We start from the raw sequence: 24,461 nt of genomic DNA on the forward strand, positions 1-24,461 counted from the left end.
ATAATAAAAAGATTCTTTACTTTATCATATCATTAAATAAAGGATTTGTTTTTAAATATTCTGAACAAATCATGACATTTTAAATAAAACAACAGCAGCCAGAAAGGCTGCTGTTGTTTAGAAAACTCCTATGATTTGTAAGAAGATGAGGATAATACCAATTGGAACAACGAAGCGGATGCAATAATACCAAATAGCAAACGCAGATGCTAATGTTTTAGAACCAATGGCAAATTCCTCTTTTAATACTTGTTTTGGGATTTTTAATGAAATAAAAATAGAAATTAATAACGCCCCTAAAGGTAATGAGATATTGGCTGTAATATAATCGGCAACATCAAAAATGGTTTTGTTGAAGATTGTGACGTCTGCTAACACTCCAAATGACAGGGCAGAGGGAATTCCAATGATGAACGTAAGAATTCCTGTCACCCATGTTGCTTGTTTTCGTTTTTCTTGTTTTCCCTTTACAGCAACAGACACAATGACTTCTAAAATTGAAAACACGGATGTTAAAGTAGCGAATAATAATAAAATTAAAAATAAGCTGAAGAAAAATGAACCAAAAATCATCTTATTAAACACTGCTGGTAATACAACGAAAATAAGTCCAGGTCCTGCATCTGGTGAAAATCCTAAGGCAAAAACAGATGGGAAAATAACCAGACCAGCCATTACAGAAATAATAATATTTAAAATCACTACAGATGAAGCCGATTTTACAAGGCTTTCTTCTTTCGATAAATAAGAGCTGTATGTGACCATAATCGATAATCCTACACTCAACGCAAAGAAAGCTTGTCCTAATGCTGTAATAAATGTATTAGGAGTAACTTGATCAAACTTAGGTTGAAGTAAAAACTTTACCCCTTCCAACGCTCCATCTAGGCTTAATGAGCGAATGACTAAAACGATAAATAGTAGAAAAAGGGAAGGCATCATAATGCGGCTCGCCCGCTCAATTCCTTTTTGAATACCACCTTGTACAACAAGAATAGACATAATCATAAAGATAAATTGGGCAATCACAACTTCATAAGGATTTGAGATAATTTGATTGAATAAATCTTCGTACTGTGAATTTGAAAGTCCATGCATCTGACCTGTTATGCTACGATAAAGGTAAGATAAAATCCAACCACCAATGACACTATAAAACGATAAAATAATACCGGCAGATATTGCACCTAAATAGCCAATGTAGTGCCATTTTCCATTAGGTGAAAACGTTTGATAAGCTCTAACTGCATCTTTTTGAGTGTGACGTCCAACGATAAATTCTCCTAACAACATAGGTGCACCAATTAAAATAGTGAAGATGATGAATAATAGTAAAAATACGCCTCCACCATTTGTTCCAGTCATATAAGGGAACTTCCAAATAGCCCCTAGACCAATTGCTGAGCCTGCAGCTGCTAGAATAAATCCAATCTTAGATGTCCATTGCTCATGTTTTTTCATCTATGCTAACTCCTAACTTAACGATTATGTGAAAAATCCAATGTAAACGACATATTTCTACATAATACTACGTGAAGTTTTGAAAGTACACACTTTTCTTGCAATTTATATGATGAATTTCATTTAACTCATTAACGGCTTGTCGAATAGTTCAATTGTGTAAAAAGAACCATAAATATTAGTTAGTATTGCCTAACTTTTTGTTTCTATTAAAGACAACAGTATTCATTCTTTTGATTATGCGTTTTTGTTTGAGAGATGGGAAATTTATGTATTGTGGAGGATTCATTGATTGAAAGGTTTTTAGCGTGTATGATGGAAAGAAGAGTAAAAAAAGAACATAAATATCCTAAAAATGTAAAAAATAAAAATGGATATAGACTTCTTTGATTCGTGGTTGAAACTGTGGTATAATTTTATATTGCCTGTAAATATGAAAATAAAACTTAATTAGGAGTGTTTATATGTCAAAGTTTGAAATTGGTAGTGTGTTAAAAGGAAAAGTAACTGGTATCCAGCCTTATGGTGCGTTTGTTGCATTAGATGAAGAAACTCAAGGTTTAGTTCATATCTCTGAAGTAAAACATGGTTTCGTAAAAGACATTAGTGAGCATCTTTCTGTAGGTGACGAAGTAAATGTAAAAGTTTTATCAGTAGACGATAAAACTGGAAAGATCGGTTTATCAATTCGTGCAACAGAGCCAGCTCCAGAAAAGCCAGCAGCTGCACCAAAAAAGCCAGCTAACAAAAAGCGTCAAGGTCAAGCGACTGTGCAAAACCACACTGAAACTCCACAAGGTTTCAATACATTAAAAGAAAAGTTAGAAGAGTGGATCGATCAGTCTAACCGTAATGATTTAATTAAAAAATAATGCTAGCAAAGTGAGCAAAAAACATCGGTACCTTAAGAGGGTGCCGATGTTTTTTTATACGCGTAGATGAAAGTATATGAAAAACCCTTGATTCTCTTTACTTTTTTGCAAAATTCGTTCAATATAAAAATGACAGAATTTTAAACAATTTAGACGCAGGGGGATATGTCATGGCAACAGTAACAACTAACATTATTGAACAAACTGAAAAGTACGGTGCTAATAACTATCATCCGCTACCAATCGTAATTGCAAAAGCAGAAGGTGTATGGGTGCAAGATCCAGAAGGAAATAAATATATGGACATGCTAAGTGCTTATTCAGCAGTCAATCAAGGGCATCGTCATCCTAAAATTATTCAAGCGTTAAAAGATCAAGCAGATCGTGTTACATTGACATCACGTGCTTTTCATAATGACCAACTTGGACCTTGGTATGAAAAAATTTGTCAATTAACAGGTAAAGACATGGCACTGCCAATGAACACTGGTGCAGAAGCAGTTGAAACAGCTGTAAAAGCAGTTCGACGTTGGGGATATGAAGTGAAAGGGATTGAAGCTAATCAAGCGGAAATTATTGCTTGTGAAGGAAACTTCCATGGTCGTACGATGACGGCTGTATCTCTGTCCTCAGAAGCTGAGTATCAACGTGGTTTTGGGCCGATGCTGCCAGGAATTAAGCTTATTCCGTATGGTGATATCGAGGCACTGAAAGCTGCGATTACACCAAATACAGCAGGCTTTTTATTTGAACCGATTCAAGGAGAAGCTGGTATTGTCTTACCGCCAGACGGCTTCTTAAAAGAAGCACATGAGGTGTGTAAAGAAAACAATGTATTGTTTGTAGCAGATGAAATTCAAGTTGGTTTAGCACGTACAGGTAAGCTATTTGCTTATGAGTGGGAAGGAATTACACCTGATTTATTGATTTTAGGTAAAGCATTAGGTGGAGGGGTGTTCCCGATTTCATGTGTTGTTGCTAATAAAGATATTCTAGGTGTATTTAATCCAGGGTCTCATGGTTCTACATTTGGAGGAAATCCTTTAGCTTGTGCAGTATCTTTAGCTTCTCTAGAAGTGATTGAAGAAGAGAAGTTAGTCGAACGTTCATTAGAACTTGGAGAGTACTTGAAAAACAAGCTAAACGAAATAAATAGCCCGCTTATTAAAGAGGTACGTGGACGAGGTTTGTTTATCGGAGTAGAGCTTCATGAAGCTGCGCGTCCGTATTGCGAAGCGTTAAAAGAAAAAGGTCTTCTCTGTAAAGAAACACATGATACGGTCATTCGTTTTGCACCGCCACTTATTATCTCAAAAGAAGAGTTAGATTGGGCAATTGAGCGTATTCAGCAAGTATTAACAAAATAAATCATAAATAAATACGACAAAGCCCTGCCAGCTTATTCAGTAATTGACTGAATGAAATGGTAGGGCTTTTTAGTGACTGTCTATGTTATGAAATTAATGAGTTGTCTTTGGCTCTGTACGCTCTACTTCTGCAGAAGGCTTAAATAAAAGCCCAAGGTTGATAAGACCTGCGATGCCGACTAAACCATAAATAATGCGTGAAAGAGCAGATGCTTGACCACCAAAGATAGCAGCCACTAGGTCAAATTGAAAAAATCCAATGAGCCCCCAGTTGATAGCTCCGATAATTGTAAGAACAAGTGCAATACGTTGAATACCACTCATGATGTGAACCTCCTTGTAATAATCTTTCACTAATAGGTTGTTTTATTTTTTAAAAAATATGCATGTTGTCATTGGAATTGGTTATCACATTATAAGGAGGCTATTTTCTTTACAATGCTTTTTATCTTGTTCATAATGTGGCGTAGAAGGAGTGTATTACAATGAATAATTTTACATTTTATAATCCAACAAAGCTTATCTTTGGTAAGGGGCAGTTGGACCAGCTTAAGAATGAATTAGAACATTATGGTAAAAAAGTGCTTCTTGTTTATGGTGGGGGAAGCATTAAACGCAATGGTCTTTATGACAAAGTACTGGCAATCTTAGACGAGGCACATGCAGAAGTTCATGAACTTGCAGGTGTAGAGCCGAACCCCCGTTTAACAACAGTTAAAAAAGGGATAGCTATTTGTAAAGAACAAAATATTGAGTTCTTGCTAGCAGTTGGTGGAGGAAGTGTAATTGACTGTACAAAAGCAATTGCAGCTGGTGCGAAGTATGATGGTGACGTATGGGATATTATTACAAAGAAAGCACCAGCAACAGAAGCACTACCATTTGGTACAGTGTTAACATTAGCTGCAACAGGATCTGAAATGAATGCAGGCTCTGTTATTACAAATTGGGAAACAAACGAAAAGTATGGTTGGGGTAGTCCTGTTACATTCCCTAAGTTTTCAATTCTAGATCCAGAAAATACGTACACGGTTCCAAAAGATCAAACAATCTATGGAATTGTTGACATGATGAGCCACGTGTTTGAGCAGTACTTCCATCATGTATCGAACACACCTCTTCAAGACCGCATGTGTGAAGCGGTTTTAAGAACCGTTATTGAAGCTGGACCAAAGCTTGTCAACGATTTAGAAAACTATGAGCTACGTGAGACAATCTTATATAATGGAACAATTGCACTAAACGGTATGTTGCAAATGGGTTATCAAGGTGATTGGGCAACTCATAATATTGAGCATGCTGTATCTGCCGTGTATGATATTCCACACGCAGGTGGTTTGGCGATTTTATTCCCGAACTGGATGGAACATACGATGGATGAAAATGTTACCCGCGTTGCACAACTAGCTGAACGAGTGTTTGATGTAGACGCTAACGGAAAGTCAGAAAAAGAAGTGGCGTTAGAAGGTATTCAAAAATTACGTGAATTCTGGACAAGCCTTGGTGCTCCTTCACGATTAATCGATTATGACATCAATGATGAAAAGATTGATTTAATGGCAGACAAAGCGATGGCTAATGGCGAGTTTGGTAAGTTTAAAGTACTGAAAAAAGAAGACGTAGTAGCTATTTTAAAAGCTTCTCTATAAATAATAAAAAACCCATGCCTTAGAAAAGGCATGGGTTTTTTATTAATGACTACGAACTAGCTTTTTTTTTTCTTTTTCTGCTTGCTTGTTTTTATCTTTTAAATCATCTCGGACGGTTTTATTCCAAAGAGGAACATGGTCATAATAAGCAGCACGGCTAATTAAATGACCTGCCACAGGAGATGTAATAAATACAAACACGATACCCAGAATTAAGCGAGCACTTACATATCCTTCTTCCACCCAGAAAAATAACAAGCAGCCAATTAAGACGAGCATGACACCTAATGTTGCACTTTTAGATGCTGCGTGACTTCGCGTGTATACATCGGGTAGTCGAATGAATCCAATCATTGTTACAAGTGTAAGAAGAGACCCTAGTATGATAAGAATACCAATGACAATACTACTGATTGCGGTCATATTCAATGATCTCTCCTCTCTGTAGAAACTTAGAAAAAGCAATTGTACCTATGAAGGCGATGATTCCAAGTAACAAAATGACCTCTAGAAAAGCTTCTGTCCGGAGAATCACAGAGATAATGGCTGTGATAGCAATTAAGTTAATCCCTATTGCATCAAGAGCGATAACACGGTCTGCGGTAGAGGGACCTTTAATAACGCGATACACAAATCCAATTGTAGCCACCGATATAATGATAAGAGCAATATTTAATAACATATCTAACATTTTATCGGCTCACCTCCATAATTGCTTTTTCAAATGTATTTCGAATGTCTTCAATCGTTTCATCAATATCTCCAGCGTTCATTGCGTGAATATATAACGTGGAGTTATCATCAGATATATCCATGACGAGTGTACCAGGTGTTAGTGTAATTAATAAAGATAATGTTGTAATCTCCCAATCCTTTTCAAGGTGAGTCGGAAGAGCAAAGATAGCTGGTTGAATGTTTAACTTAGGTCGTAATACATCTTTGATAACAGCGATATTTGACTTAAACAACTCACGGAAAAAGATAAAGAGAAGCTTTACGATTGCATAAACCTTTTCCATATAGTATCTCTGAGGGAAAAAACGTCGTAATGCTAAGAGAATAAGAGCTCCCCAGAAAAACCCAACAAGAAAGCTTGTGCCTGTCCACTCATTTTTTAAAAACATCCAAGTGAACGCAATCAAAAAGTTTAACAGTAATTGAAATGACATATAGATCTACTCCTTTAATACTGATTGGATGTATACAGAAGGATCCATTAGTGTCTCGGCTGCCATTGAAATATAAGGATAGACAAATTCAGCCCCTACCCCTAGAAAAATAGAGATAGCAAGTAAGATGGCTGAAGGATACAGTAATCCTTTTGTACTTCCTTTTTCTTCTCGTGCAGTTAATTTTGGTGCTCTCCAGAAACAGTTCATGAAAATCTTCATTGCTGAATACAACACAAGTAAACTTGAAACAAGTAACACGGCTACAAATGTATAGCTTTCAGATTCTAATCCACTTTGTACTAAAAGGAACTTACCAATAAAGCCACTTAAAGGGGGGATACCTGCTAATGAAACAGTTGCAATAAAGAACATCCATCCTAACTGAGGATGATTTTTTATTAATCCACCCATGTCTTTAATTTTCGATGTTCCAGTAATGACAATGATGGCACCAGCTAATAAGAAAAGAGCGCCTTTAATAACCATGTCGTGAATCAGATAATAAATAGAACCTGCTAGTCCTTCAGGAGTAGAAAGAGTGACACCATAAACGATAACACCTACTGCGATAATAATATTATAAATAATGATTTTATTAACATCCCAGTAAGCGATAGCACCAATTGATCCAATTACGATAGTAAGAAGTGCTACCCATCCAATAATTTCATGTGTGAATTGAGGCTCATGATAGAAAATAAGCGTAAATACTCGGAAAATAGAATAAACCCCTACCTTCGTTAATAACGCCCCGAATAATGCAAGTACAGCCGTTGGAGGTGCACTATATGAACCAGGTAGCCAGAAAAACATTGGAAATAAAGCTGCTTTTAAACCAAATACAACGAAAAACATCATACCAATTCCTGTTAAAATGCCAGGCTGACCTGCTTCACTTACTCTCACCGATAAATCCGCCATGTTTAACGTACCCGTGACAGCATATAGATATCCTACAGCGATAACAAACAACGCAGAAGAGATGATGTTTACGAGTATATATTTAAGAGATTCTCTTAGTTGTATTTTTGTTCCGCCTAGTACAATCAATACATAGGAAGCCATTAGAAACACTTCAAAAAAGACAAAAAGGTTAAAAATGTCTCCTGTTAAGAATGCACCGATTACGCCTGTGATTAGAAATTGAACGGCTGCATAGAAATAGAACTTTTCGCGCTCTTCACCGATAGAGCGGAATGCATATAGCACACAACAAAGGCTAATGATATTTGTGGCTAATACAAGTAAAGCTGAAAGCATGTCAGCAACTAGTACAATTCCAAATGGAGGTACCCAGCTTCCAACTTCGTGTGTTTGAATGCCGTTATCAAATACAAGTTGAACTAAATAAGCTGATAAACCAATATTTACAATGAATGATAAAACGCTGATTACCTTTTGAACACCGATTTTGTTCTTCAATATTAACAGTGTAATAGCTGTTAACAAGGGGATAAGCAGCGGGAAAATTACAAAGTTAGTCATTATTTTCATTACCCCTTAACTTGTCCATATCGTCTGTACCAAGTTCTTGATAAGCGCGATACGCTAATACAAGAAAGAAAGATGTGATAGCGAAGCTAATAACAATCGCCGTTAAAATTAGTGCTTGTGGAAGTGGATCTGTATAAGATGAAGCATCTTCACCAAGTAAAGGAACCGTCCCTCTTTTTAATCCTCCCATAGTAAGGAGAAGGAGGTGAGCTCCGTGACTTAAAAGTCCAGTTCCAATAATAATTCGTAAAATACTGCGTGATAACATGAGATAAACAGCAGCAGTGACTAAAATACCTGCTACGATTGACATTAAAATTTCCATTATTCACTCTCTCCAATCGTTTGAATAACGGTCATTGTAAAACCGACTACTACAAGAAAAACTCCAACTTCAAAAAGTGTAACAGTAGCTAACGCTGTTTTTCCGATGATTGGGAGATTGAAGTATCCAAATGTATGTGTTAGAAAAGGAACCCCAAAAAAGAATGAGAACAATCCAGGAACAACAGCGATTAATAGACCAATTGCAATAATGGTTCGAAAATTAACAGGGATGACCTCCTGCACCGTCTTAATATCAAAAGATAATAAGAGTAACACAAGGGCAGCAGAAGCCATTAACCCTCCAACGAAGCCTCCGCCGGGCGTGTAGTGCCCAGCAAAGAACAAGTAAACAGCGAAAATTGCAATGATAAAGGCAACGACCTTTGTTACCGTTTGAAGAATAAGATCATTTGGTTTCATCGATCGTTCCCCCTTATACGTAAACGAATCATAGCGTATACACCAAAGGCCGCAATTCCTAAAACAACAACTTCAAACATTGTATCAAATCCACGGAAGTCCGCTAAAATAACGTTCACCATATTTTTTCCACCAGCTTCTTTATAGCTTGCTTCAATGAAAAATTCTGAGATTGAATCAAATAATCTTGTACTGTTAGCCGAAATTCCGAAAAGAGTAACGGTTGTACCTGCCATAACGGCAATAATTAAATTTGTAAGACGAAACTTTAATCGTTTTGATTTTTTCTTTAACTCTGGTAAGTAATAGAAGCACAGTAAAAATAGCGCTACTGATACAGTTTCAACCACAAGCTGTGTTAAGGCTAAGTCAGGTGCTCGGAATAAAACAAAGAATAGAGAAAGTGTGTATCCGACAACACCAAGGGAAATGATGGCTGTTAATCGTGATCTAGCAAATAAAGTAGTAGCAGCACCAATCACCATAACGATTGATAAAATCACTTCATACACACCAATCGGAGCTGTATCGCTAAAGTCTGCAACGAATCCATCTTTTATAAACAAAGTACTTAGCATAAGTGCACCAAAGAATGCAAAGATGATGACAAGGTAATCACGAATAAATCCAGTCATGAAAAGCTTCATTAATTTGTTTGAGCTACGATCTATTCCAACGATTCCTTTGTCATAAAAATTGTTGAGTGTAAGCTCTTTTGGAAACACGTTGTAGATGCTTGACCACTTTTGAAGTGTTAAGAATAATAAGATACCAACACCAATCACACCAAGTGTCATAAACAATTCTGTATTAAAGCCATGCCAATGATAGATATGGACGTAGAACTGTTCCCCAGGCCCTAATAAACGAGGAGCGATTGAAGCCATGGCAGGCTCAATGATACTGTGTGATAGTAGATTTGGAAATAACCCAAAAATGACAACTAATGAAGCCAAAATAATTGGCGAAATGAGCATACCAATTGGTGCTTCATGTGGTTTCTTTTCTAGTTTTTCAGGCTGATATTTACCTGTGAATGTCTTGAAGACAATGACCATGCTATAAACAAAGGTGAACACACTAGCAATCCAGGCAAGTACAGGGAAGAGTAATCCCCATGTCTCTAGATTATAAATATCCATCTTGGTTACATTAACCATTCCTGTAAAGAACATTTCCTTACTTAAGAAACCATTAAATGGCGGAAGACCAGCCATTGAAAAACAGCCGATTAGAGCTAAAGTAAATGTAATAGGCATTAAGCTCATTAATCCGCCAAGCTTACGAATATCACGCGTGCCGGTTTCATGATCGATGATCCCAACAACCATGAACAAGCTTCCTTTAAATGTTGCGTGATTAATAAGGTGAAAGACAGCGGCTGTAATAGCGACAATATAAATATTATCATCTAAAAAGTCATAGTATAAAGCCGCGCTTCCAACACCAATTAATGACGTAATTAAGCCTAGTTGACTAATGGTAGAAAAGGCTAAAATTCCTTTTAAATCGGTTTGCTTAACAGCAGAGAATGACCCCCAGAAAAGTGTAACAATACCGACTGATGACACCAATACAAACCAAACCACATGATCAGCAAAGATAGGGCTTAAGCGAGCTAATAAATAAATCCCTGCTTTAACCATGGTTGCCGAGTGTAAATAAGCACTCACAGGTGTAGGTGCTTCCATTGCGTCTGGTAGCCAAATGTGGAACGGAAATTGAGCTGACTTTGTAAACGCCCCAAACAAAATTAGAATAAGAGCTGGGATAAACAATTCACTTGCTGTAATGATGTCTAAGTTTGCGATGAGCTCTCTTACACTAAACGTTCCACCCATTAAATAGAGAAGAACAACACCAGCTAACATAGCGAGTCCACCAGAAACCGTAATCAACATTGATTTCTGAGCGCCATAGCGTGATTTTTCACGTTCATACCAATAACCAATGAGTAGAAAAGAAGATAAACTTGTTAACTCCCAAAAGCTATACAGTACAATCAGGTTGTCTGATAATACTACTCCTAACATTGCACCCATAAATAAGAGTAAATATACATAAAATGAATGTAATGCTTCTTTTGTTTTTGACAAATAATAAATGGAGTACAAAACAACCAATGATCCAATTCCGGTAATCAATAAGGCAAATAGTAAACCTAAGCCGTCTACATAAACATCAAAGTTTATTCCTAAGCTAGGTATCCAATTAAACGAATAAAAATATGCGTTTCCGCTTGAAACGCCAGTAAAAAATTGTGTGAAATACGCGAAAAGAATAATTGGAAGTGGCAGTACAAACCAACCAGTATGTATGTTTCGGAATGATTTGTAGAAAAGTGGAATAAAAATTGCCAATATAAACGGTGATAGAATCACCAAGTGTAACAACGACAAAAGACAAACCTCCTTATGCAAAACTGATAATCATTTTCTAGAAACGATTATATAATAAAAATTTTTTACTTGCATCCATGCTACTCAGTAGTATCAACCATTTTTACTTTACTTATTAAATAAATAGAAACTCGTCTTTTTACGGAAAAATTTTTTTTTACTTTGTATAAAAAAGAGTGAAGTTAACCACGCTATGAGTAGGGTGGTGACTTTCTATGTATCGAAAGCATACAATCGTGAGTGCATCCATTTTTACAACGTTATTAATCGGTGCATACTTTTTAAATGAAGAAACGAAGCGAGACTACAGTGAAGAACAAATTCTTCCCCTTGCTCAATACGAAAATATGTCTACCTCTCCCGACTCTAATACAACTATTGTAAAACGTCCTCTTTCACTCCCTCCATTTAAGCCGAGAGAGTATGTAAGGGTAGGAGCGACAACGTATGTTATTTCTGAGGCAGAACCAACCATTCAGTCTGCTGAATAAGGTAGTAGCGGTTAGAGGCTTAGCCACTTTTAACCGCTTTTTACTTTGCTTTTAGAGATAATAAAAGGTTAAATAATATAGAAAGAACACGGTGAAAATATGTACATTTCCTCACTTATTAACGGAAAAGAAGGAGTGTTTATCAAAAACACTAGGTGTTGACGACCTTTTTCTATTTCTTCTCAAGGGTCTTTATCCATGTATCAAGTGAACGAAACACTTAAATTTTCGGCTTCTTTTCAGCAATTAAGGAATAAAATCATTTGAATTCGCTTACATATAGTGATTAACTTGAATTCGCTTTACAGTTCCGATAAAGTGTAAAGGGATAAAACATTTTAACAATGGAGGAACAAATCATGACACATGTTCTTTTTGACTATTCAAAAGCATTATCATTCTTTGGCGAACATGAACTTACATATTTACGTGATGCTGTAAAAGTAGCACATCATTCAATTCATGAAAAAACAGGTGCGGGTAACGACTTTTTAGGATGGGTAGACCTTCCAGTTGATTATGATAAAGAAGAGTTTGCACGTATTCAAAAAAGTGCTGAAAAAATCAAGTCTGACTCAGACGTATTATTAGTAATTGGAATTGGTGGCTCATATTTAGGAGCTCGTGCAGCGATTGAGATGTTACAACACTCATTTTATAATGCACTACCAAAAGAAAAGCGTCAAACACCACAAGTATTATTTGTAGGAAACAATATTAGTTCTACGTACATGAGAGACCTTATGGATTTACTTGATGGGAAAGATTTTTCAATTAACGTTATTTCTAAATCAGGAACAACAACAGAGCCTGCAATTGCTTTCCGTATTTTCCGCAAGCTGTTAGAAGAAAAATATGGACAAGAAGAAGCGCGTAAACGTATTTATGCTACAACGGACAAAGCACGTGGTGCATTAAAAACGTTAGCAGACGAAGAAGGCTATGAAACATTTGTGATTCCAGATGATGTAGGTGGACGTTACTCTGTATTAACAGCTGTAGGTTTACTTCCAATTGCCGTAAGTGGATCAAGCATTGAAGACATGATGAAAGGGGCAGCGGCAGCTCGCGAAGACTTCTCAAAGTCTGAATTAGAGGAAAACCTTGCTTATCAATACGCAGCTGTACGTAATGTTCTCTATAACAAAGGTAAAACGATTGAAATGCTTATTAACTATGAGCCAGGTCTTCAATATTTTGCCGAGTGGTGGAAGCAATTATTTGGTGAGAGTGAAGGAAAAGACCAAAAAGGTATTTACCCATCATCAGCTAACTTCTCTACGGATTTACATTCATTAGGTCAATATGTTCAAGAGGGACGTCGTGATTTATTTGAAACCATTATCAAAGTCAAAACACCTCGTCATGAACTAACAATTGAAGAAGCAGATAATGACTTAGATGGATTAAATTATTTAGCTGGTGAAACAGTTGACTTTGTAAATAACAAAGCGTTCCAAGGAACGATGCTTGCACATACAGACGGTGGTGTACCAAACTTAGTTGTTGAAATTCCTGCGATGGATGCTTATACGTTTGGTTACTTAGCTTATTTCTTTGAAAAAGCTTGTGCGATGAGTGGTTATTTATTAGGTGTGAATCCATTTGATCAACCGGGTGTAGAAGCTTATAAAGTGAATATGTTTGCTTTATTAGGTAAACCAGGCTTTGAAGAAACAAAAGCAAAGTTGGAAAAACGCTTAAAATAATTAAGTAAAAAGACGTAAAAGAGCTATGCTCTTTTACGTCTTTTTTTCCGTTCTATTATACGGTGATAAAATAGCTGGAAGAGGAGATGATAAAGAAAAAAGGGGTTGGATGAAATGATTGAATTGTCATCAAAACTTGAAGGACAATCGTTTACGCTTTATCAATTAGAAGATCAATTAAAACCATTAGGATATAGTATCGGCGGGAATTGGGATTATGATCATGGCTACTTTGATTATAAAATTGATGATGAAGTAGGGTACCAGTTTTTACGAATTCCTTTTCAGGCTGTAGATGGTCAGCTTGATTCTCGTGGTACAACGGTGAAATTTGGGACACCTTACTTACTGTCTCATAAATATCAAATTGGACTTGACGATAATGTTCATGTCGGTAATGCAAATGCATCTTTTGATCAATTTTCAGAGCCTCAAGATCCTGATGCGTCATTTCCAGAAAAGTATATTTCAATTGGAAAAGAGCTAGTAGCGGAGCTAGAAGCAACATTATTATCTTAAAACGAAAAGGAAAAAAGCGTGTTTAACTTTCCACCTTTTTTCCTTCTGTTTTTCTTGTGAATATTTCATGATACATCATTTTACTAATCAATTCATTTGTTTTAATTATTTCATTAGCCCCTACGTGCTCTGCATTGTTCATTTGTTGTTCTGTAAGTATTTCAATCATGCTATAAATGGATGGATTTAGACCTTTTACCGCAACGAGCGTTAAAATAGCCTGCATATCTGAATACTCTTCACCTTTATGTTGGTCAGCGGTAATTAGAATTTTTTGAGCTTGTTTTACATTTGCTAATTCAAGAATATTGTAATGAGAAGCACTTCCTTTGACAAAATGAACACGGTCACAGACCATAGGGTTTGTTGTAAGGGTTTCATCAATTAGGACAATTTCTTCTTCATGAAAGGCTTGTTTATACTCCTCAATTACGAGTTTTGCTCGTTCATTCCATCCTACAATGATAAGATGATTCTTGTTGTAAAATTTTAAATTTCCCTCCATATAAGCATTTTCTTTCGACACCGCAACGGTTGCTAACGTTACAAAATACGTTGTAATAAAACCTGTGCCAATTAAAATTAAAAGAATTGCAACCACTTTCCCAAGAATGGTTTTCGGGACGAAATCTCCATATCCAACCGTAGAGATAGTGACCACGACCCACCAAATACCATCAAACGCCGTTGTGAAACTTTCAGGTTCAATAAAATGAATTGTTATTCCAAACATAATAATGATAATAATAATAATACTTAATAAACGTATTAAGATAGAGCGACGAAAAAAGCGAAATAATAGCTTTTCGAGCATAAAAGAACCTCCAACACAGGAATCGTACCATAAGTATTTCCATTAAATGTTAGAGGTATAAGGGTTATTTTTGTTTAGGCTCGAAATATTCAATCCATTCTCCATCTGGGCCATAAAAGAATAAGTATTGAGCTCCGTTTGGTAAGGTCGTAATGGTTTCATCAACAAATTGCACACCTAATGACTTTAACCGTTCACGTTCTAAAGTAATGTTATCAACGGTAAACGCAATATGATGAACTTTCCCCTCAGAAGGTAAATCAGGGTTATAACCTTCAATCAATTCCACAATAATCTGATTATCTAAGCCTAAAAATGCTAGTTGTAACGCAGAATCAGTATGAGGAAATTGATCAAGCAATTGAAGTCCTACAATGTCTTGATAAAACTGGATGGAAGCTTCAATATCTTTTACTTGTACACCTACATGTTCCAACTTTCTAATTCCCATTTATTCCACCTACTTTTCAAAAATATAAATATTATTTTAATTCTGAAAAAAGGTGGTGTCAAACAAAATAGAGCTAACCGACTGGTTAACTCTATAATCATAATTACAAGCTTTTCTGTTTTGAATAATTCCAGCATTCAACGTCTTCAATACCTTCAATGCTATCTTTATAAAAAACTGGATCTTTGCCTGCTTTCTTTTGTTTCATATAGTCATTAAGAGCAGCAAACGCAATTTTGCCAAGCATGAAGATGGCAATTAAGTTTACAATTGCCATGAGCCCCATAAATAAATCAGCCATATCCCAGACAATTTGTACTTTTGCAACTGAGCCAAAGATGACCATAGCAACAACCGCGATTCGATATAAGAATAAGAACGACTTATTTGTATTTAAGAACTCGATATTTGTTTCACCGTAATAATAGTTACCAATAAGAGAACTAAAAGCAAATAGCAAGATAGTAATGGCAACTAATTGTGTAGCCCATTCACCAATATGTGAGCTTAGAGCAGCTTGTGTAATTTGAATACCATCAAGATCAGGCTGAACGTAAGCATTAGATAATAAAATGATGAAAGCTGTACAACTACAAATAATAATTGTATCAGTGAATACACCTAATGACTGAATTAAACCTTGTTTAACGGGATGACTTACCGTTGCAGTTGCTGCAGCGTTTGGTGCACTACCCATCCCAGCTTCGTTTGAAAATAATCCACGTTTAATTCCCATCATTAAAGCAGCACCTAGTGTTCCACCAACCGCTTCTTCAAGTCCAAATGCACTTTTTACAATGAGAGAAATGACACCAGGGATTTCTGCGATATTCATGATAATGACAATTAAAGCAACCCCGATATAAATTAAAGCCATAACGACAACGATAATTTCTGAGATTCGTGCAATACGTCGAATCCCTCCAAAGATAATAGCAGCAAATGCCACTGCAAGAATAATACCCATCGTAAGTCGATCTGTTCCAAAAGCAACATCGAATGCAGATGTAATCGTATTAGCTTGAACAGCGTTAAAGACAAGCCCAAAACAAATGGTAATTAAAACGGCAAATAAGACACCCATCCAGCGCATGTTCAATCCTTTTTCCATATAATAAGCTGGGCCGCCTCTAAAGCTATCTTTATCTTTCACTTTATAAATTTGTGCAAGCGTACTTTCTACAAATGCAGAAGCTGCACCAATCAGCGCAATAAGCCACATCCAAAAAATCGCTCCTGGTCCACCTGTAGAGATGGCTAAAGCTACACCAGCTAAGTTACCTGTTCCAACGCGTGATGCGGTACTAATAGCAAATGCTTGAAAAGAAGTAACTCCTTTTTTTCGATTTTCTGTTGCAGTTGCGCCTTCTCCTAACAATCGAACCATTTCTTTGATTAAACGAAACTGAACAAAGTTTGTTCGAATTGTAAAATACAAACCTAAGGTAATGAGCATACCAATTAAAATATAGCTCCATAGTAGATTGTTCATCCAACCTATGAAGGGTTCAAAAATATCCATTAATGTAATCACCTCTGTATGAATTTTCTTTGACGCTGCCTTGTTTCTTTTTACATCGTCATCTAAGCTAGGCGCGAATGATTAGTACTCAAACAGTAGTAGAATAGGACACGCTTTAATAGATAGAAATAACGAGGTAAGTGAAACAGAGACTTTATGTAAGGTTTTCTTACATTGAAATATTATATCGTGTCTTATTTGGATATAGCAATACTGTATACAATCTTTTTCACTGTATAGTTGAAGAGTTCAACGTTAAACTGTATTTTTGCTTGAATGAATTGGGTATAAACTCCCGTCTAGTCCGAATGAAATTCTTCCTGTCTCTTCAGAAACAACGAGTACAAGAGCATCTGATTGCTCAGACATTCCGATTGCAGCACGATGGCGTGTACCAATTTTCTTATTCCTAATTGATTGAGAAGAAAGAGGTAACACATTAGATGCTGAAACAATTTGATTGCCCCTTATTAAAACAGCTCCGTCATGTAAAGGATTTCCAGGATAGAAGATGGTTTCTAATAATGCAGAAGAGAGCGTAGCATCGATCGAAACTCCTCTTTGAATGAGCGTGTCAACGTTTTGTTGTCTTTCAATCAAAATTAAAGCCCCGTGGCGCTTTTCTGACAAATGATGAGCAGCTAGTGACAAAGCGATGTAATTTTGAGTATAAGGTGATAAGTAGCGTTGCAAATAATAAGATGCAGCAATCGATTGAATATCTTGAAATGTTTTTTGTAAATCTTCAAAATCACACAATATGCAATGATCTTCATAATCTAACCGCTTCATCATTTTTTCTGATTCGATTGAGATGGTATGTAAATGTTTTTTTAATTGTCCTTTAATTGATGCACTAAACGGGAAAAATTGAGCTTCCATCATTATGCCCCCATTATTACTACAAGTCGTTAACTGTAATATTTACTAAATGGTTATAACTATTCGTTCATCTAGTGTTATCGATGGACATTTAATAACGGAGAGAGTTTGTGAAGGAATTTTTTGTATTGACAAAAGTTTTAAATATGCTAAAATTTTTAGAAAATACTTACTTATCAAGAGAGGTGGAGGGAACTGGCCCTGTGAAACCCGGCAACCTGCATATTCCGCAAGGTGCTAATTCCAGCAAAATGTAAACCATTTTGAAAGATAAGGTAAATACGTTACCTAACAGTCTTTCTATGGGAAAGACTTTTTTATTTTTTGTCAAAAAAATAGGATAAATGAATATACTGTTTGTAAATTGAGGGGGGACTGTGATGGTACAAAAAGAAGAACTTGATTCGGTTTTTAAAAATGTTGAAAAGATGCTTGAAGCAATGAAGTACGGTTCAATTACGTTAGTTGTTCAAGATGGTAAAGTGGTACAACTAGAAAAGAATGAAAAAGTAAGAATTAAATAATGATTCGCTGACTAGAGAAACTAGAGGCGGTTTTAACTTTTTATTGAGTTAAAACCGCCTTTTTTTATCGGATAACAAAGTTTTGGAGGAGAAAAATATGAGTTCTTTATTAACATATAAAAGTTGGAATGATGAAATCCCTTCTTTTTCAGACAGTGACGAATCAAAAGGGGCACTGCCTGTATTGGAATGGGCGTATAAGCACTATGGAGATTCAATTGTTTATGCTTCAAGCTTTGGGATTGAAAGTATTGTGCTCATCGATCTTATTGCGAAAGTAAAAGATGATGCAACTCTCGTTTTTTTAGATACAGACCTTCATTTTAAAGAGACGTATGAAGTAATTGAGCAAATTCAAAATCGCTTTCCAAACCTAAATATTCGGTTAGAAAAACCTGAACTAACGTTGAAGGAGCAAGAGGAAGTACATGGATCTGAGCTTTGGAAAACCAATCCCAACCTATGCTGTCAGATACGAAAGATTACGCCACTAAAAAAAGCGTTAGGTGATTACGAAGCTTGGATTTCAGGTCTTAGAAGAGAACAGTCTTCTACTCGAAGTCATATGAATTTTTTAAACAAAGATGACAAGTTTCAAAAGATAAAAGTATGTCCTATTATTCACTGGACATGGAAGGAGATTTGGCGCTACGTGTATAAGAATAACTTGCCATATAACAAGCTTCATGATCAAGGATACCCAAGCATCGGCTGTATGCCATGTACAGCTCCAACACATGATTTGAATGATTTACGTGCTGGACGATGGGCAGGAACAAAGAAAGTAGAATGTGGATTACATGAATCCTAGAAGAAAGAGATGAGTAGTAAATGATGATATATCTTGCTTTCATAATTGCTTTCTTTTTCGCTATGAATATAGGAGCAAGTGGAGCAGCGGCTTCACTGGGAGTATCCTATGGATCTGGGGCTATAAAAAACAGAAGGTTAGCACTATTTATTTGTGCAATAGGCGTATTTTTAGGAGCAGTATTAGGGGGAGGAGAGGTTGTTAAGACAATAGGATCAGGGATTGTTCCAAAAAATGTTTTAACAGTAGAGATTGTTATTATTATTCTAGCTTCTGCTACGCTATCTCTTTTTATTGCAAATGTCATTGGTATTCCTTTATCTACAAGTGAGGTAACAGTTGGGTCAGTTGTTGGAGTCGGTATTGCTTATCAATCCGTGTATGTTCAAAAATTATTAGTTATTGTTTCATTTTGGATTATTGTTCCAATTGTAGCTTTTCTCACCGCTTTTATTATTGGCGTTTTAATGAAGAAGTTCAATCGAAAAAAAGGTGAGAAACGGTCGAAGTGGAAGCCATTTTTAACGTTCCTTGTCATTGCTACAGGTTTTTTTGAGGCCTTTTCGGCTGGTATGAATAACGTTGCAAATGCAATTGGACCGCTCGTTGGGGCAGGTTTGATTGACGCATCGAATGGTATTCTATATGGGGCATTCTTTGTAGCGTTAGGTGCATTCTTTCTAGGTGAAAAAGTGATTGAGACAAATGGGAAGAGAATTACTAACTTTTCACTTGGCGAAGGGGTTGTTATTTCTGGAACAGGCGCGTCTCTTGTTACAATCGCTTCTGTATTTGGATTACCAGTACCGCTTACTCAAGTAACAACGTCATCTATTATCGCAATCGGTGCAGCTAAAGAAGGATTTTATATATGGCAACAAAAGGTGATTGTACAAATGTTAAAAGTTTGGATTGTTTCACCCGTTTTTTCATTAGTCATTTCTTATGGATTAGTAAAGCTCTTGTTAGAAAGTGATGTTTATTCACTTGTTGTATTAATAAGTGGTTGTATTGCAACAGTAGGGATTCTTAGCTTAATGAAAACAGCCAGAAATAAGAAGCCAAGCTTTTCAAAAGAGGAGAAAGCCACTTCTTAAACCAACTAAACTTATATGAATAATAAATTAGGGGGAATTTTAAATGAGTACAATTCAAGCGCATGGTGGGCAATTAATTAATTTATACGAGCCAAGTTATAACTATGGAGAATTAACAAAGGAAATTGAGCTAGACAATACAGCGTTGAGTGATTTGGAGTTGATTGGAATAGGGGGATACAGCCCAATCACAGGCTTTCTAAATCAAGCTGATTATCATTCAGTAGTAGAGAAAATGAAGCTAGCGGATGGTACAGTTTGGAGCATTCCAATTACTTTGGCAGTGGATGAAGAAAAAGCTTCATCATTGAGTGTAGGAGAGGAAGTTAAGTTAGTCCAGAATAACGTTGTATATGGTGTGTTAACCATTGAAGAAATATATGAGCCTAATAAAGAGAAAGAAGCTCAACTTGTTTATCAAACAATGGAACTTGCTCATCCAGGGGTGCGTAAAGTGTTTGAGCGTCCAAATATTTATATTGCAGGGCCAATTAAATTGATTAAACGCACAGAAAAAGGAAGATTTTCTACTTATCATTTAGATCCTGCCGAAACGAGGAAGGTTTTTAAGCAACGAGGGTGGAAAACAATAGTTGGGTTTCAAACGCGTAATCCAGTGCACCGAGCTCATGAGTACATTCAAAAAACAGCATTAGAAATTGTAGATGGTCTCCTTTTAAATCCTCTTGTAGGAGAAACAAAATCAGATGATATTCCGGCTGATATTCGTATGGAGAGTTATGAAGTATTACTAGAAAACTATTACCCACACGATCGAACATTTTTAGCTGTCTTTCCAGCAGCAATGCGTTACGCTGGACCGAGAGAAGCAATCTTTCATGCATTAGTGAGAAAGAATTATGGATGTACCCATTTCATTGTAGGTCGTGATCATGCAGGAGTCGGGGATTATTATGGAACTTATGATGCTCAGAAAATCTTTAATCATTTTACACCAGATGAATTGGGTATTACTCCTCTATTCTTTGAACATAGCTTTTATTGTGAAAAGTGTGAAGGGATGGCATCTACCAAGACATGTCCACATAGTCAAGAGCATCATGTTATTTTGTCAGGTACTAAAGTAAGAGAAATGCTGCGAAATGGGGAAATTCCTCCAAGTACGTTTAGTCGAAAAGAAGTGATTGAAGTATTAATTAAAGGACTACACAAACAAGTGCTTTCACAAAAGTAAGGAGGGAAAACAATGAGTCAATCAACCAATATTACATGGCATGAGTCAGGTATATCAAAGGAACAAAGACGACAACAAAATAATCATCACAGCTTTGTGTTGTGGTTCACTGGGTTATCAGGGTCTGGTAAATCGACCATTGCAAATGCGGTAGCGAAACAGCTATACAATAGAGAAATTCGTAACTATGTATTAGATGGAGATAACATCCGTTTTGGCTTAAATAAAAATTTAGGGTTCTCTGTAGAAGATCGCACGGAGAATATTCGCCGTATTGGTGAGGTTTCAAAACTGTTCGTGGATAGTGGGCAAGTTGTATTGACCGCTTTTATTTCACCTTTTCAAGAAGATCGTGATCAAGTAAGGCATATCTTAGAAGAGAGCGAGTTTATTGAAGTTTATGTAGATTGTCCAATCGAAGAGTGTGAGAAAAGAGATCCTAAAGGGCTTTATAAAAAAGCTAGAAGTGGTGAAATTAAAGAGTTTACAGGCATTGATTCACCATATGAACGTCCGCAAAATCCAGAATTAGTTATTAAAACGGGTGAGAATAGCATTGAAGAGTGCGCGAACGAAGTAATAGTTTACTTGAGAAGTAAGAATTTTATTTAAGGAGTGACTTCATTTGGCTTACGTAAAAACATGGGAAAACAATGAGAAAATTAATGCGACAGAGAAGAAAAAGCTAGAAAAAGATGGCTTGGAAATTTTTAATGATATTCCTCATTATGCGAAAAATGGATTTAGTTCAATTCCAAAAGAGGAATGGGATTTATTTAAGTGGGCTGGCCTTTATTTACAACGGCCGAAGGAAGCAGGTTATTTTATGATGCGTGTCAATGTTCCTTCGGGTATTTTAACGAATGAACAAACAGTCGCATTAGCAAATATTGCGAAAGACTACGGACGAGGTGTTTTTGATATTACAACACGACAAGCTATTCAGTTTCATTGGTTAGAGATTGAACAAATTCCAGATATCTTTAATCGTCTTGAAGCAGTTGGCCTCTCTTCGGCAGGAGCGTGTGGAGATATTACTCGAACCATTGTTGGGAACCCGTTAGCAGGAATTGACCCAGATGAATTATTTGATACATCAGACATTGTAAAAGATGTATACGAGTTTTTCCAACACAATGAAGACTTTTCGAATTTGCCTCGAAAATACAAAATGTCTATTAGTTCAAACGTGCGAAATGCATCGAATGCTGAGATTAACTGTATTTCATTTACACCGGCAGTAAAAGAAATAGAAGGTGAGCAAGTCGTCGGCTTTCACTTAAAAGTAGGTGGAGGCTTATCATCTAAGCCGTTTCTAGCTCAAACATTAGATGTGTTTGTAAAGCCCGAACAAGTCAAAGAAGTTGCCATTGCGGTTACAACGATTTTCCGCGATAACGGCTATCGTGAAAAGCGCCATCTCGCTCGTTTGAAGTTTCTCGTTGCAGACTGGGGCGTAGAAAAATTTAAAGAGAAGCTAGAAGGGATTACAGGTCCGCTACTATCTAAAGGGGAAGAGCCTACAAAAGAGTGGAATGCAGGCTATTTCTATGGCGTTCAAAAGCAAAAGCAAGAAGGACTAAGCTATTTAGGTTTTAATGTTCCTGTCGGTCGACTAGATGCAGATGAAGTGCTAGAGTTAGCTCGTATTTCTAAAGAGTACGGAAACGGAGAAATTCGTACATGTAATTCTCAAAATTTAATCATTCCGAATGTTCTGAACGAAAAAACAGATGAACTGTTGAAAGAAAAAATATTTGAACGCATCACAGTTAGACCAAATTCATTTATTGGTTACTCTGTTTCATGTACAGGGATTGAATATTGTAATTTAGCACTCGTTGAAACAAAAGAAAGAATGAGACGCATTGCAGAAGAGCTTGACCAAACAATTACATTAGATGTTCCTGTTCGTTTCCATATGGTTGGGTGTCCAAACTCCTGTGGTCAGCGCCAAATTGCAGACATTGGCTTACAGGGAATTAAAATGCGAACAAAAGATAAACAAATGGTTGAAGCATTTGAGATATATGTAGGTGGAACACTAAACGCAGGTGGAAAGTTTAATGAGAAGTTAAAAGGAAAAGTCAATGCTGAACAGCTCATTGATGTTTTGGCTGATTTTCTCACACATTTTAAGGAAGAGAAGTTATTAGGCGAGAATTTTCATGAATTTTTTAATCGAGTAGGTATTGAGTCACTCCAAGAAAAATTAGATGAAATTCTTGAGCAGCTAGATGAAAAAGTATCGTAATTAAAGGAAGTGAGTTGCGTGCATTTGTATCGCTTTGAAGTCACAATTTCGGATCAAATCATGCACGTTATCATTGTAGCGAATAGCGACGAACATGCATTTGAACTTGTAGACGTTGAATTAGAAAAGCATTTTTTAAAGATGCCAGATGTAAAAGAAACAGTTTTATATGAAAAGAAGAGAATACGAGGTGGTACAGGTTTCGTTCTCGGCAACTAGTTGAAAGGATGAGATATTCATGGGGAAAGTGTATTTAGTAGGAGCAGGACCGGGTGATCCAGATTTAATTACAGTAAAAGGGTTAAGGTGCATTCAAGAAGCAGATGTCATCTTATATGATCGGCTCGTTAATAAAAAGCTACTAGAACATGCTAAAAGTGATGCTGACCTTATTTACTGTGGAAAGCTACCGAATTATCATACATTAAAGCAAGAAACGATTAATAGTTTCCTTGTTAAATATGCAAAAAAAGGTAAAGTGGTCACGCGTCTAAAAGGTGGCGATCCGTTTATTTTTGGAAGAGGCGGAGAAGAAGCTGAAGCACTTGTGAATAATGGTGTCTCATTTGAAGTTGTTCCAGGTATCACCTCAGGAGTAGCCGCTCCTGCTTATGCAGGCATTCCAGTTACGCATCGAGACTATAGTGCAAGCTTTGCTTTTGTCACAGGTCATCGAAAAGAAGTAGAAGACGAAGAAATTAGATGGGAGAGCTTGGCTAAAGGCGTCGATACACTGGCCATTTATATGGGAGTTCGTAATCTTCCTTATATTTGTGAACAGCTATTACGATACGGAAAAAGCGCTAATACACCAATCGCATTAATTCATTGGGGAACGTGTGAAACACAAAGAACAGTGACTGGTACGCTGAGTAATATTGTAGAAGTGGTCCAAAAAGAAAAAATTGAAAATCCTAGTATGATTATCATTGGAGAAGTGGTAAAGCTTCATAGTAAACTGAGTTGGTTTCAAAAATCAGCTCAACAATACTACTCTTACGCACAAGAAGCATATTAAAGAGGGCGATAGA

At 36.5% G+C, this 24,461-nt stretch carries 27 protein-coding genes and 1 riboswitch; of the genes, 14 read left to right on the forward strand and 13 right to left on the reverse strand.

The features are described 5' to 3' along the window. Nucleotides 1-117: 117 nt before the first annotated feature. Nucleotides 118-1,461: a sodium-dependent transporter gene (locus JOC83_RS17255; protein WP_205188635.1), complete on the reverse strand. Its 1,344-nt coding sequence runs from the start codon at nucleotides 1,459-1,461 to the stop codon at nucleotides 118-120. Nucleotides 1,462-1,925: 464 nt separating this feature from the next. Here JOC83_RS17255 and yugI point away from each other — a divergent pair, with 464 nt between their 5' ends. Then, complete coding sequence (gene yugI, locus JOC83_RS17260) at nucleotides 1,926-2,333, forward strand: S1 domain-containing post-transcriptional regulator GSP13 (RefSeq protein WP_205188636.1); 408 nt, start codon at nucleotides 1,926-1,928, stop codon at nucleotides 2,331-2,333. A gap of 170 nt (nucleotides 2,334-2,503) precedes the next feature. Next, nucleotides 2,504-3,700, forward strand: a complete 1,197-nt coding sequence (locus tag JOC83_RS17265; protein WP_205188637.1) for an ornithine--oxo-acid transaminase — start codon at nucleotides 2,504-2,506, stop codon at nucleotides 3,698-3,700. Between the two features lie 93 nt (nucleotides 3,701-3,793). Here the strand turns inward: JOC83_RS17265 and JOC83_RS17270 are convergent, their stop codons facing one another. Beyond that, nucleotides 3,794-4,024 carry a DUF378 domain-containing protein gene (locus JOC83_RS17270; protein ID WP_110113728.1) on the reverse strand — a complete coding sequence of 77 codons (231 nt, stop codon included), beginning with the start codon at nucleotides 4,022-4,024 and terminating at the stop codon, nucleotides 3,794-3,796. A gap of 161 nt (nucleotides 4,025-4,185) precedes the next feature. Here JOC83_RS17270 and JOC83_RS17275 point away from each other — a divergent pair, with 161 nt between their 5' ends. Further along, complete coding sequence (locus tag JOC83_RS17275) at nucleotides 4,186-5,349, forward strand: iron-containing alcohol dehydrogenase (RefSeq protein WP_205188638.1); 1,164 nt, start codon at nucleotides 4,186-4,188, stop codon at nucleotides 5,347-5,349. A 42-nt stretch (nucleotides 5,350-5,391) separates the two neighbouring features. Here the strand turns inward: JOC83_RS17275 and mnhG are convergent, their stop codons facing one another. The 7 genes from mnhG to JOC83_RS17310 are packed head-to-tail and all read right to left on the reverse strand — an operon-like array spanning nucleotide 5,392 to nucleotide 11,161. Continuing rightward, on the reverse strand, nucleotides 5,392-5,772 hold the full coding sequence (mnhG, locus tag JOC83_RS17280; RefSeq protein WP_205188639.1) for a monovalent cation/H(+) antiporter subunit G: 381 nt from the start codon (nucleotides 5,770-5,772) through the stop codon (nucleotides 5,392-5,394). Continuing rightward, entirely contained in the window at nucleotides 5,756-6,040 is a 285-nt protein-coding gene (locus JOC83_RS17285) for a Na(+)/H(+) antiporter subunit F1 (protein ID WP_205188640.1), read from the reverse strand. The genes mnhG and JOC83_RS17285 overlap by 17 nt, the downstream gene beginning before the upstream one ends. A gap of 1 nt (nucleotide 6,041) precedes the next feature. Then, nucleotides 6,042-6,518 (reverse strand): Na+/H+ antiporter subunit E, encoded by a 477-nt coding sequence (locus JOC83_RS17290; protein WP_205188641.1) that lies wholly within the window; start codon nucleotides 6,516-6,518, stop codon nucleotides 6,042-6,044. A gap of 6 nt (nucleotides 6,519-6,524) precedes the next feature. Next, the gene (locus JOC83_RS17295; RefSeq protein ID WP_205188642.1) at nucleotides 6,525-8,006 is read right to left on the reverse strand and encodes a Na+/H+ antiporter subunit D; all 1,482 of its coding nucleotides are present in this window, start codon (nucleotides 8,004-8,006) and stop codon (nucleotides 6,525-6,527) included. Further along, nucleotides 7,999-8,340: a Na(+)/H(+) antiporter subunit C gene (locus tag JOC83_RS17300; protein WP_205188643.1), complete on the reverse strand. Its 342-nt coding sequence runs from the start codon at nucleotides 8,338-8,340 to the stop codon at nucleotides 7,999-8,001. Before JOC83_RS17300 ends, JOC83_RS17295 begins: the two co-directional genes overlap by 8 nt. After that, nucleotides 8,340-8,762, reverse strand: coding sequence for a Na(+)/H(+) antiporter subunit B (locus tag JOC83_RS17305; RefSeq protein WP_205188644.1), 423 nt, complete (start codon nucleotides 8,760-8,762; stop codon nucleotides 8,340-8,342). The genes JOC83_RS17300 and JOC83_RS17305 overlap by 1 nt, the downstream gene beginning before the upstream one ends. After that, on the reverse strand, nucleotides 8,759-11,161 hold the full coding sequence (locus tag JOC83_RS17310) for a Na+/H+ antiporter subunit A (RefSeq protein ID WP_205188645.1): 2,403 nt from the start codon (nucleotides 11,159-11,161) through the stop codon (nucleotides 8,759-8,761). The genes JOC83_RS17305 and JOC83_RS17310 overlap by 4 nt, the downstream gene beginning before the upstream one ends. A gap of 215 nt (nucleotides 11,162-11,376) precedes the next feature. Between JOC83_RS17310 and JOC83_RS17315 the strand changes: the two genes are divergently transcribed. From JOC83_RS17315 to JOC83_RS17325, 3 genes are all read left to right on the forward strand, one after another. Continuing rightward, nucleotides 11,377-11,652 carry a hypothetical protein gene (locus JOC83_RS17315; protein ID WP_205188646.1) on the forward strand — a complete coding sequence of 92 codons (276 nt, stop codon included), beginning with the start codon at nucleotides 11,377-11,379 and terminating at the stop codon, nucleotides 11,650-11,652. A 359-nt stretch (nucleotides 11,653-12,011) separates the two neighbouring features. Beyond that, the gene (locus JOC83_RS17320) at nucleotides 12,012-13,361 is read left to right on the forward strand and encodes a glucose-6-phosphate isomerase (protein ID WP_205188647.1); all 1,350 of its coding nucleotides are present in this window, start codon (nucleotides 12,012-12,014) and stop codon (nucleotides 13,359-13,361) included. A gap of 114 nt (nucleotides 13,362-13,475) precedes the next feature. Then, the gene (locus JOC83_RS17325) at nucleotides 13,476-13,880 is read left to right on the forward strand and encodes a YugN-like family protein (protein ID WP_205188648.1); all 405 of its coding nucleotides are present in this window, start codon (nucleotides 13,476-13,478) and stop codon (nucleotides 13,878-13,880) included. Between the two features lie 22 nt (nucleotides 13,881-13,902). Here the strand turns inward: JOC83_RS17325 and JOC83_RS17330 are convergent, their stop codons facing one another. From JOC83_RS17330 to cdaS, 4 genes are all read right to left on the reverse strand, one after another. Further along, complete coding sequence (locus tag JOC83_RS17330; protein ID WP_205188649.1) at nucleotides 13,903-14,694, reverse strand: potassium channel family protein; 792 nt, start codon at nucleotides 14,692-14,694, stop codon at nucleotides 13,903-13,905. Nucleotides 14,695-14,758: 64 nt separating this feature from the next. Continuing rightward, nucleotides 14,759-15,145, reverse strand: coding sequence for a VOC family protein (locus JOC83_RS17335; RefSeq protein ID WP_205188650.1), 387 nt, complete (start codon nucleotides 15,143-15,145; stop codon nucleotides 14,759-14,761). Nucleotides 15,146-15,248: 103 nt separating this feature from the next. Then, on the reverse strand, nucleotides 15,249-16,667 hold the full coding sequence (locus tag JOC83_RS17340) for an alanine/glycine:cation symporter family protein (protein WP_205188651.1): 1,419 nt from the start codon (nucleotides 16,665-16,667) through the stop codon (nucleotides 15,249-15,251). 255 nt (nucleotides 16,668-16,922) lie between these two features. Beyond that, nucleotides 16,923-17,549 (reverse strand): sporulation-specific diadenylate cyclase CdaS, encoded by a 627-nt coding sequence (cdaS, locus tag JOC83_RS17345; protein WP_205188652.1) that lies wholly within the window; start codon nucleotides 17,547-17,549, stop codon nucleotides 16,923-16,925. Nucleotides 17,550-17,719: 170 nt separating this feature from the next. Then, nucleotides 17,720-17,826: riboswitch (SAM riboswitch) on the forward strand. Between the two features lie 103 nt (nucleotides 17,827-17,929). Here cdaS and JOC83_RS17350 point away from each other — a divergent pair. From JOC83_RS17350 to cobA, 8 genes are all read left to right on the forward strand, one after another. Further along, entirely contained in the window at nucleotides 17,930-18,073 is a 144-nt protein-coding gene (locus JOC83_RS17350; protein ID WP_205188653.1) for a YezD family protein, read from the forward strand. Between the two features lie 97 nt (nucleotides 18,074-18,170). After that, entirely contained in the window at nucleotides 18,171-18,884 is a 714-nt protein-coding gene (locus JOC83_RS17355) for a phosphoadenylyl-sulfate reductase (RefSeq protein WP_205188654.1), read from the forward strand. Between the two features lie 20 nt (nucleotides 18,885-18,904). Beyond that, nucleotides 18,905-19,981, forward strand: coding sequence for an inorganic phosphate transporter (locus JOC83_RS17360; protein ID WP_205188655.1), 1,077 nt, complete (start codon nucleotides 18,905-18,907; stop codon nucleotides 19,979-19,981). Between the two features lie 43 nt (nucleotides 19,982-20,024). Beyond that, complete coding sequence (sat, locus tag JOC83_RS17365; protein ID WP_205188656.1) at nucleotides 20,025-21,176, forward strand: sulfate adenylyltransferase; 1,152 nt, start codon at nucleotides 20,025-20,027, stop codon at nucleotides 21,174-21,176. Nucleotides 21,177-21,188: 12 nt separating this feature from the next. After that, the gene (gene cysC / locus JOC83_RS17370; RefSeq protein ID WP_205188657.1) at nucleotides 21,189-21,788 is read left to right on the forward strand and encodes an adenylyl-sulfate kinase; all 600 of its coding nucleotides are present in this window, start codon (nucleotides 21,189-21,191) and stop codon (nucleotides 21,786-21,788) included. 13 nt (nucleotides 21,789-21,801) lie between these two features. Further along, nucleotides 21,802-23,430: a nitrite/sulfite reductase gene (locus JOC83_RS17375; protein WP_205188658.1), complete on the forward strand. Its 1,629-nt coding sequence runs from the start codon at nucleotides 21,802-21,804 to the stop codon at nucleotides 23,428-23,430. Between the two features lie 18 nt (nucleotides 23,431-23,448). Next, nucleotides 23,449-23,649: a DUF3906 family protein gene (locus JOC83_RS17380; RefSeq protein ID WP_205188659.1), complete on the forward strand. Its 201-nt coding sequence runs from the start codon at nucleotides 23,449-23,451 to the stop codon at nucleotides 23,647-23,649. A gap of 19 nt (nucleotides 23,650-23,668) precedes the next feature. Continuing rightward, a complete protein-coding gene (cobA, locus tag JOC83_RS17385; protein WP_205188660.1) occupies nucleotides 23,669-24,448 on the forward strand; it encodes a uroporphyrinogen-III C-methyltransferase in 780 nt (259 codons plus the stop codon). Nucleotides 24,449-24,461: the final 13 nt, after the last annotated feature.

It is taken from the genome of Priestia iocasae (assembly GCF_016909075.1).
GTDB lineage: Bacteria > Bacillota > Bacilli > Bacillales > Bacillaceae_H > Priestia > Priestia iocasae.

Excerpts from the sequence above, each read along its gene's own strand:
- JOC83_RS17275 (WP_205188638.1), top strand. The coding sequence starts at position 4,186 with ATGAATAATTTTACATTTTATAATCCAACAAAGCTTATCTTTGGTAAG.
- JOC83_RS17360 (WP_205188655.1), top strand. The coding sequence starts at position 18,905 with ATGATGATATATCTTGCTTTCATAATTGCTTTCTTTTTCGCTATGAAT.
- JOC83_RS17285 (WP_205188640.1), bottom strand. The coding sequence starts at position 6,040 with ATGTTAGATATGTTATTAAATATTGCTCTTATCATTATATCGGTGGCT.
- JOC83_RS17255 (WP_205188635.1), bottom strand. The coding sequence starts at position 1,461 with ATGAAAAAACATGAGCAATGGACATCTAAGATTGGATTTATTCTAGCA.
- cysC (WP_205188657.1), top strand. The coding sequence starts at position 21,189 with ATGAGTCAATCAACCAATATTACATGGCATGAGTCAGGTATATCAAAG.
- JOC83_RS17350 (WP_205188653.1), top strand. The coding sequence starts at position 17,930 with ATGGTACAAAAAGAAGAACTTGATTCGGTTTTTAAAAATGTTGAAAAG.
- mnhG (WP_205188639.1), bottom strand. The coding sequence starts at position 5,772 with ATGACCGCAATCAGTAGTATTGTCATTGGTATTCTTATCATACTAGGG.
- JOC83_RS17290 (WP_205188641.1), bottom strand. The coding sequence starts at position 6,518 with ATGTCATTTCAATTACTGTTAAACTTTTTGATTGCGTTCACTTGGATG.
- JOC83_RS17355 (WP_205188654.1), top strand. The coding sequence starts at position 18,171 with ATGAGTTCTTTATTAACATATAAAAGTTGGAATGATGAAATCCCTTCT.
- JOC83_RS17265 (WP_205188637.1), top strand. The coding sequence starts at position 2,504 with ATGGCAACAGTAACAACTAACATTATTGAACAAACTGAAAAGTACGGT.
- JOC83_RS17320 (WP_205188647.1), top strand. The coding sequence starts at position 12,012 with ATGACACATGTTCTTTTTGACTATTCAAAAGCATTATCATTCTTTGGC.
- JOC83_RS17270 (WP_110113728.1), bottom strand. The coding sequence starts at position 4,024 with ATGAGTGGTATTCAACGTATTGCACTTGTTCTTACAATTATCGGAGCT.
- cobA (WP_205188660.1), top strand. The coding sequence starts at position 23,669 with ATGGGGAAAGTGTATTTAGTAGGAGCAGGACCGGGTGATCCAGATTTA.
- sat (WP_205188656.1), top strand. The coding sequence starts at position 20,025 with ATGAGTACAATTCAAGCGCATGGTGGGCAATTAATTAATTTATACGAG.
- JOC83_RS17305 (WP_205188644.1), bottom strand. The coding sequence starts at position 8,762 with ATGAAACCAAATGATCTTATTCTTCAAACGGTAACAAAGGTCGTTGCC.
- yugI (WP_205188636.1), top strand. The coding sequence starts at position 1,926 with ATGTCAAAGTTTGAAATTGGTAGTGTGTTAAAAGGAAAAGTAACTGGT.
- JOC83_RS17340 (WP_205188651.1), bottom strand. The coding sequence starts at position 16,667 with ATGGATATTTTTGAACCCTTCATAGGTTGGATGAACAATCTACTATGG.
- JOC83_RS17330 (WP_205188649.1), bottom strand. The coding sequence starts at position 14,694 with ATGCTCGAAAAGCTATTATTTCGCTTTTTTCGTCGCTCTATCTTAATA.
- cdaS (WP_205188652.1), bottom strand. The coding sequence starts at position 17,549 with ATGGAAGCTCAATTTTTCCCGTTTAGTGCATCAATTAAAGGACAATTA.
- JOC83_RS17325 (WP_205188648.1), top strand. The coding sequence starts at position 13,476 with ATGATTGAATTGTCATCAAAACTTGAAGGACAATCGTTTACGCTTTAT.
- JOC83_RS17300 (WP_205188643.1), bottom strand. The coding sequence starts at position 8,340 with ATGGAAATTTTAATGTCAATCGTAGCAGGTATTTTAGTCACTGCTGCT.
- JOC83_RS17335 (WP_205188650.1), bottom strand. The coding sequence starts at position 15,145 with ATGGGAATTAGAAAGTTGGAACATGTAGGTGTACAAGTAAAAGATATT.
- JOC83_RS17315 (WP_205188646.1), top strand. The coding sequence starts at position 11,377 with ATGTATCGAAAGCATACAATCGTGAGTGCATCCATTTTTACAACGTTA.
- JOC83_RS17295 (WP_205188642.1), bottom strand. The coding sequence starts at position 8,006 with ATGACTAACTTTGTAATTTTCCCGCTGCTTATCCCCTTGTTAACAGCT.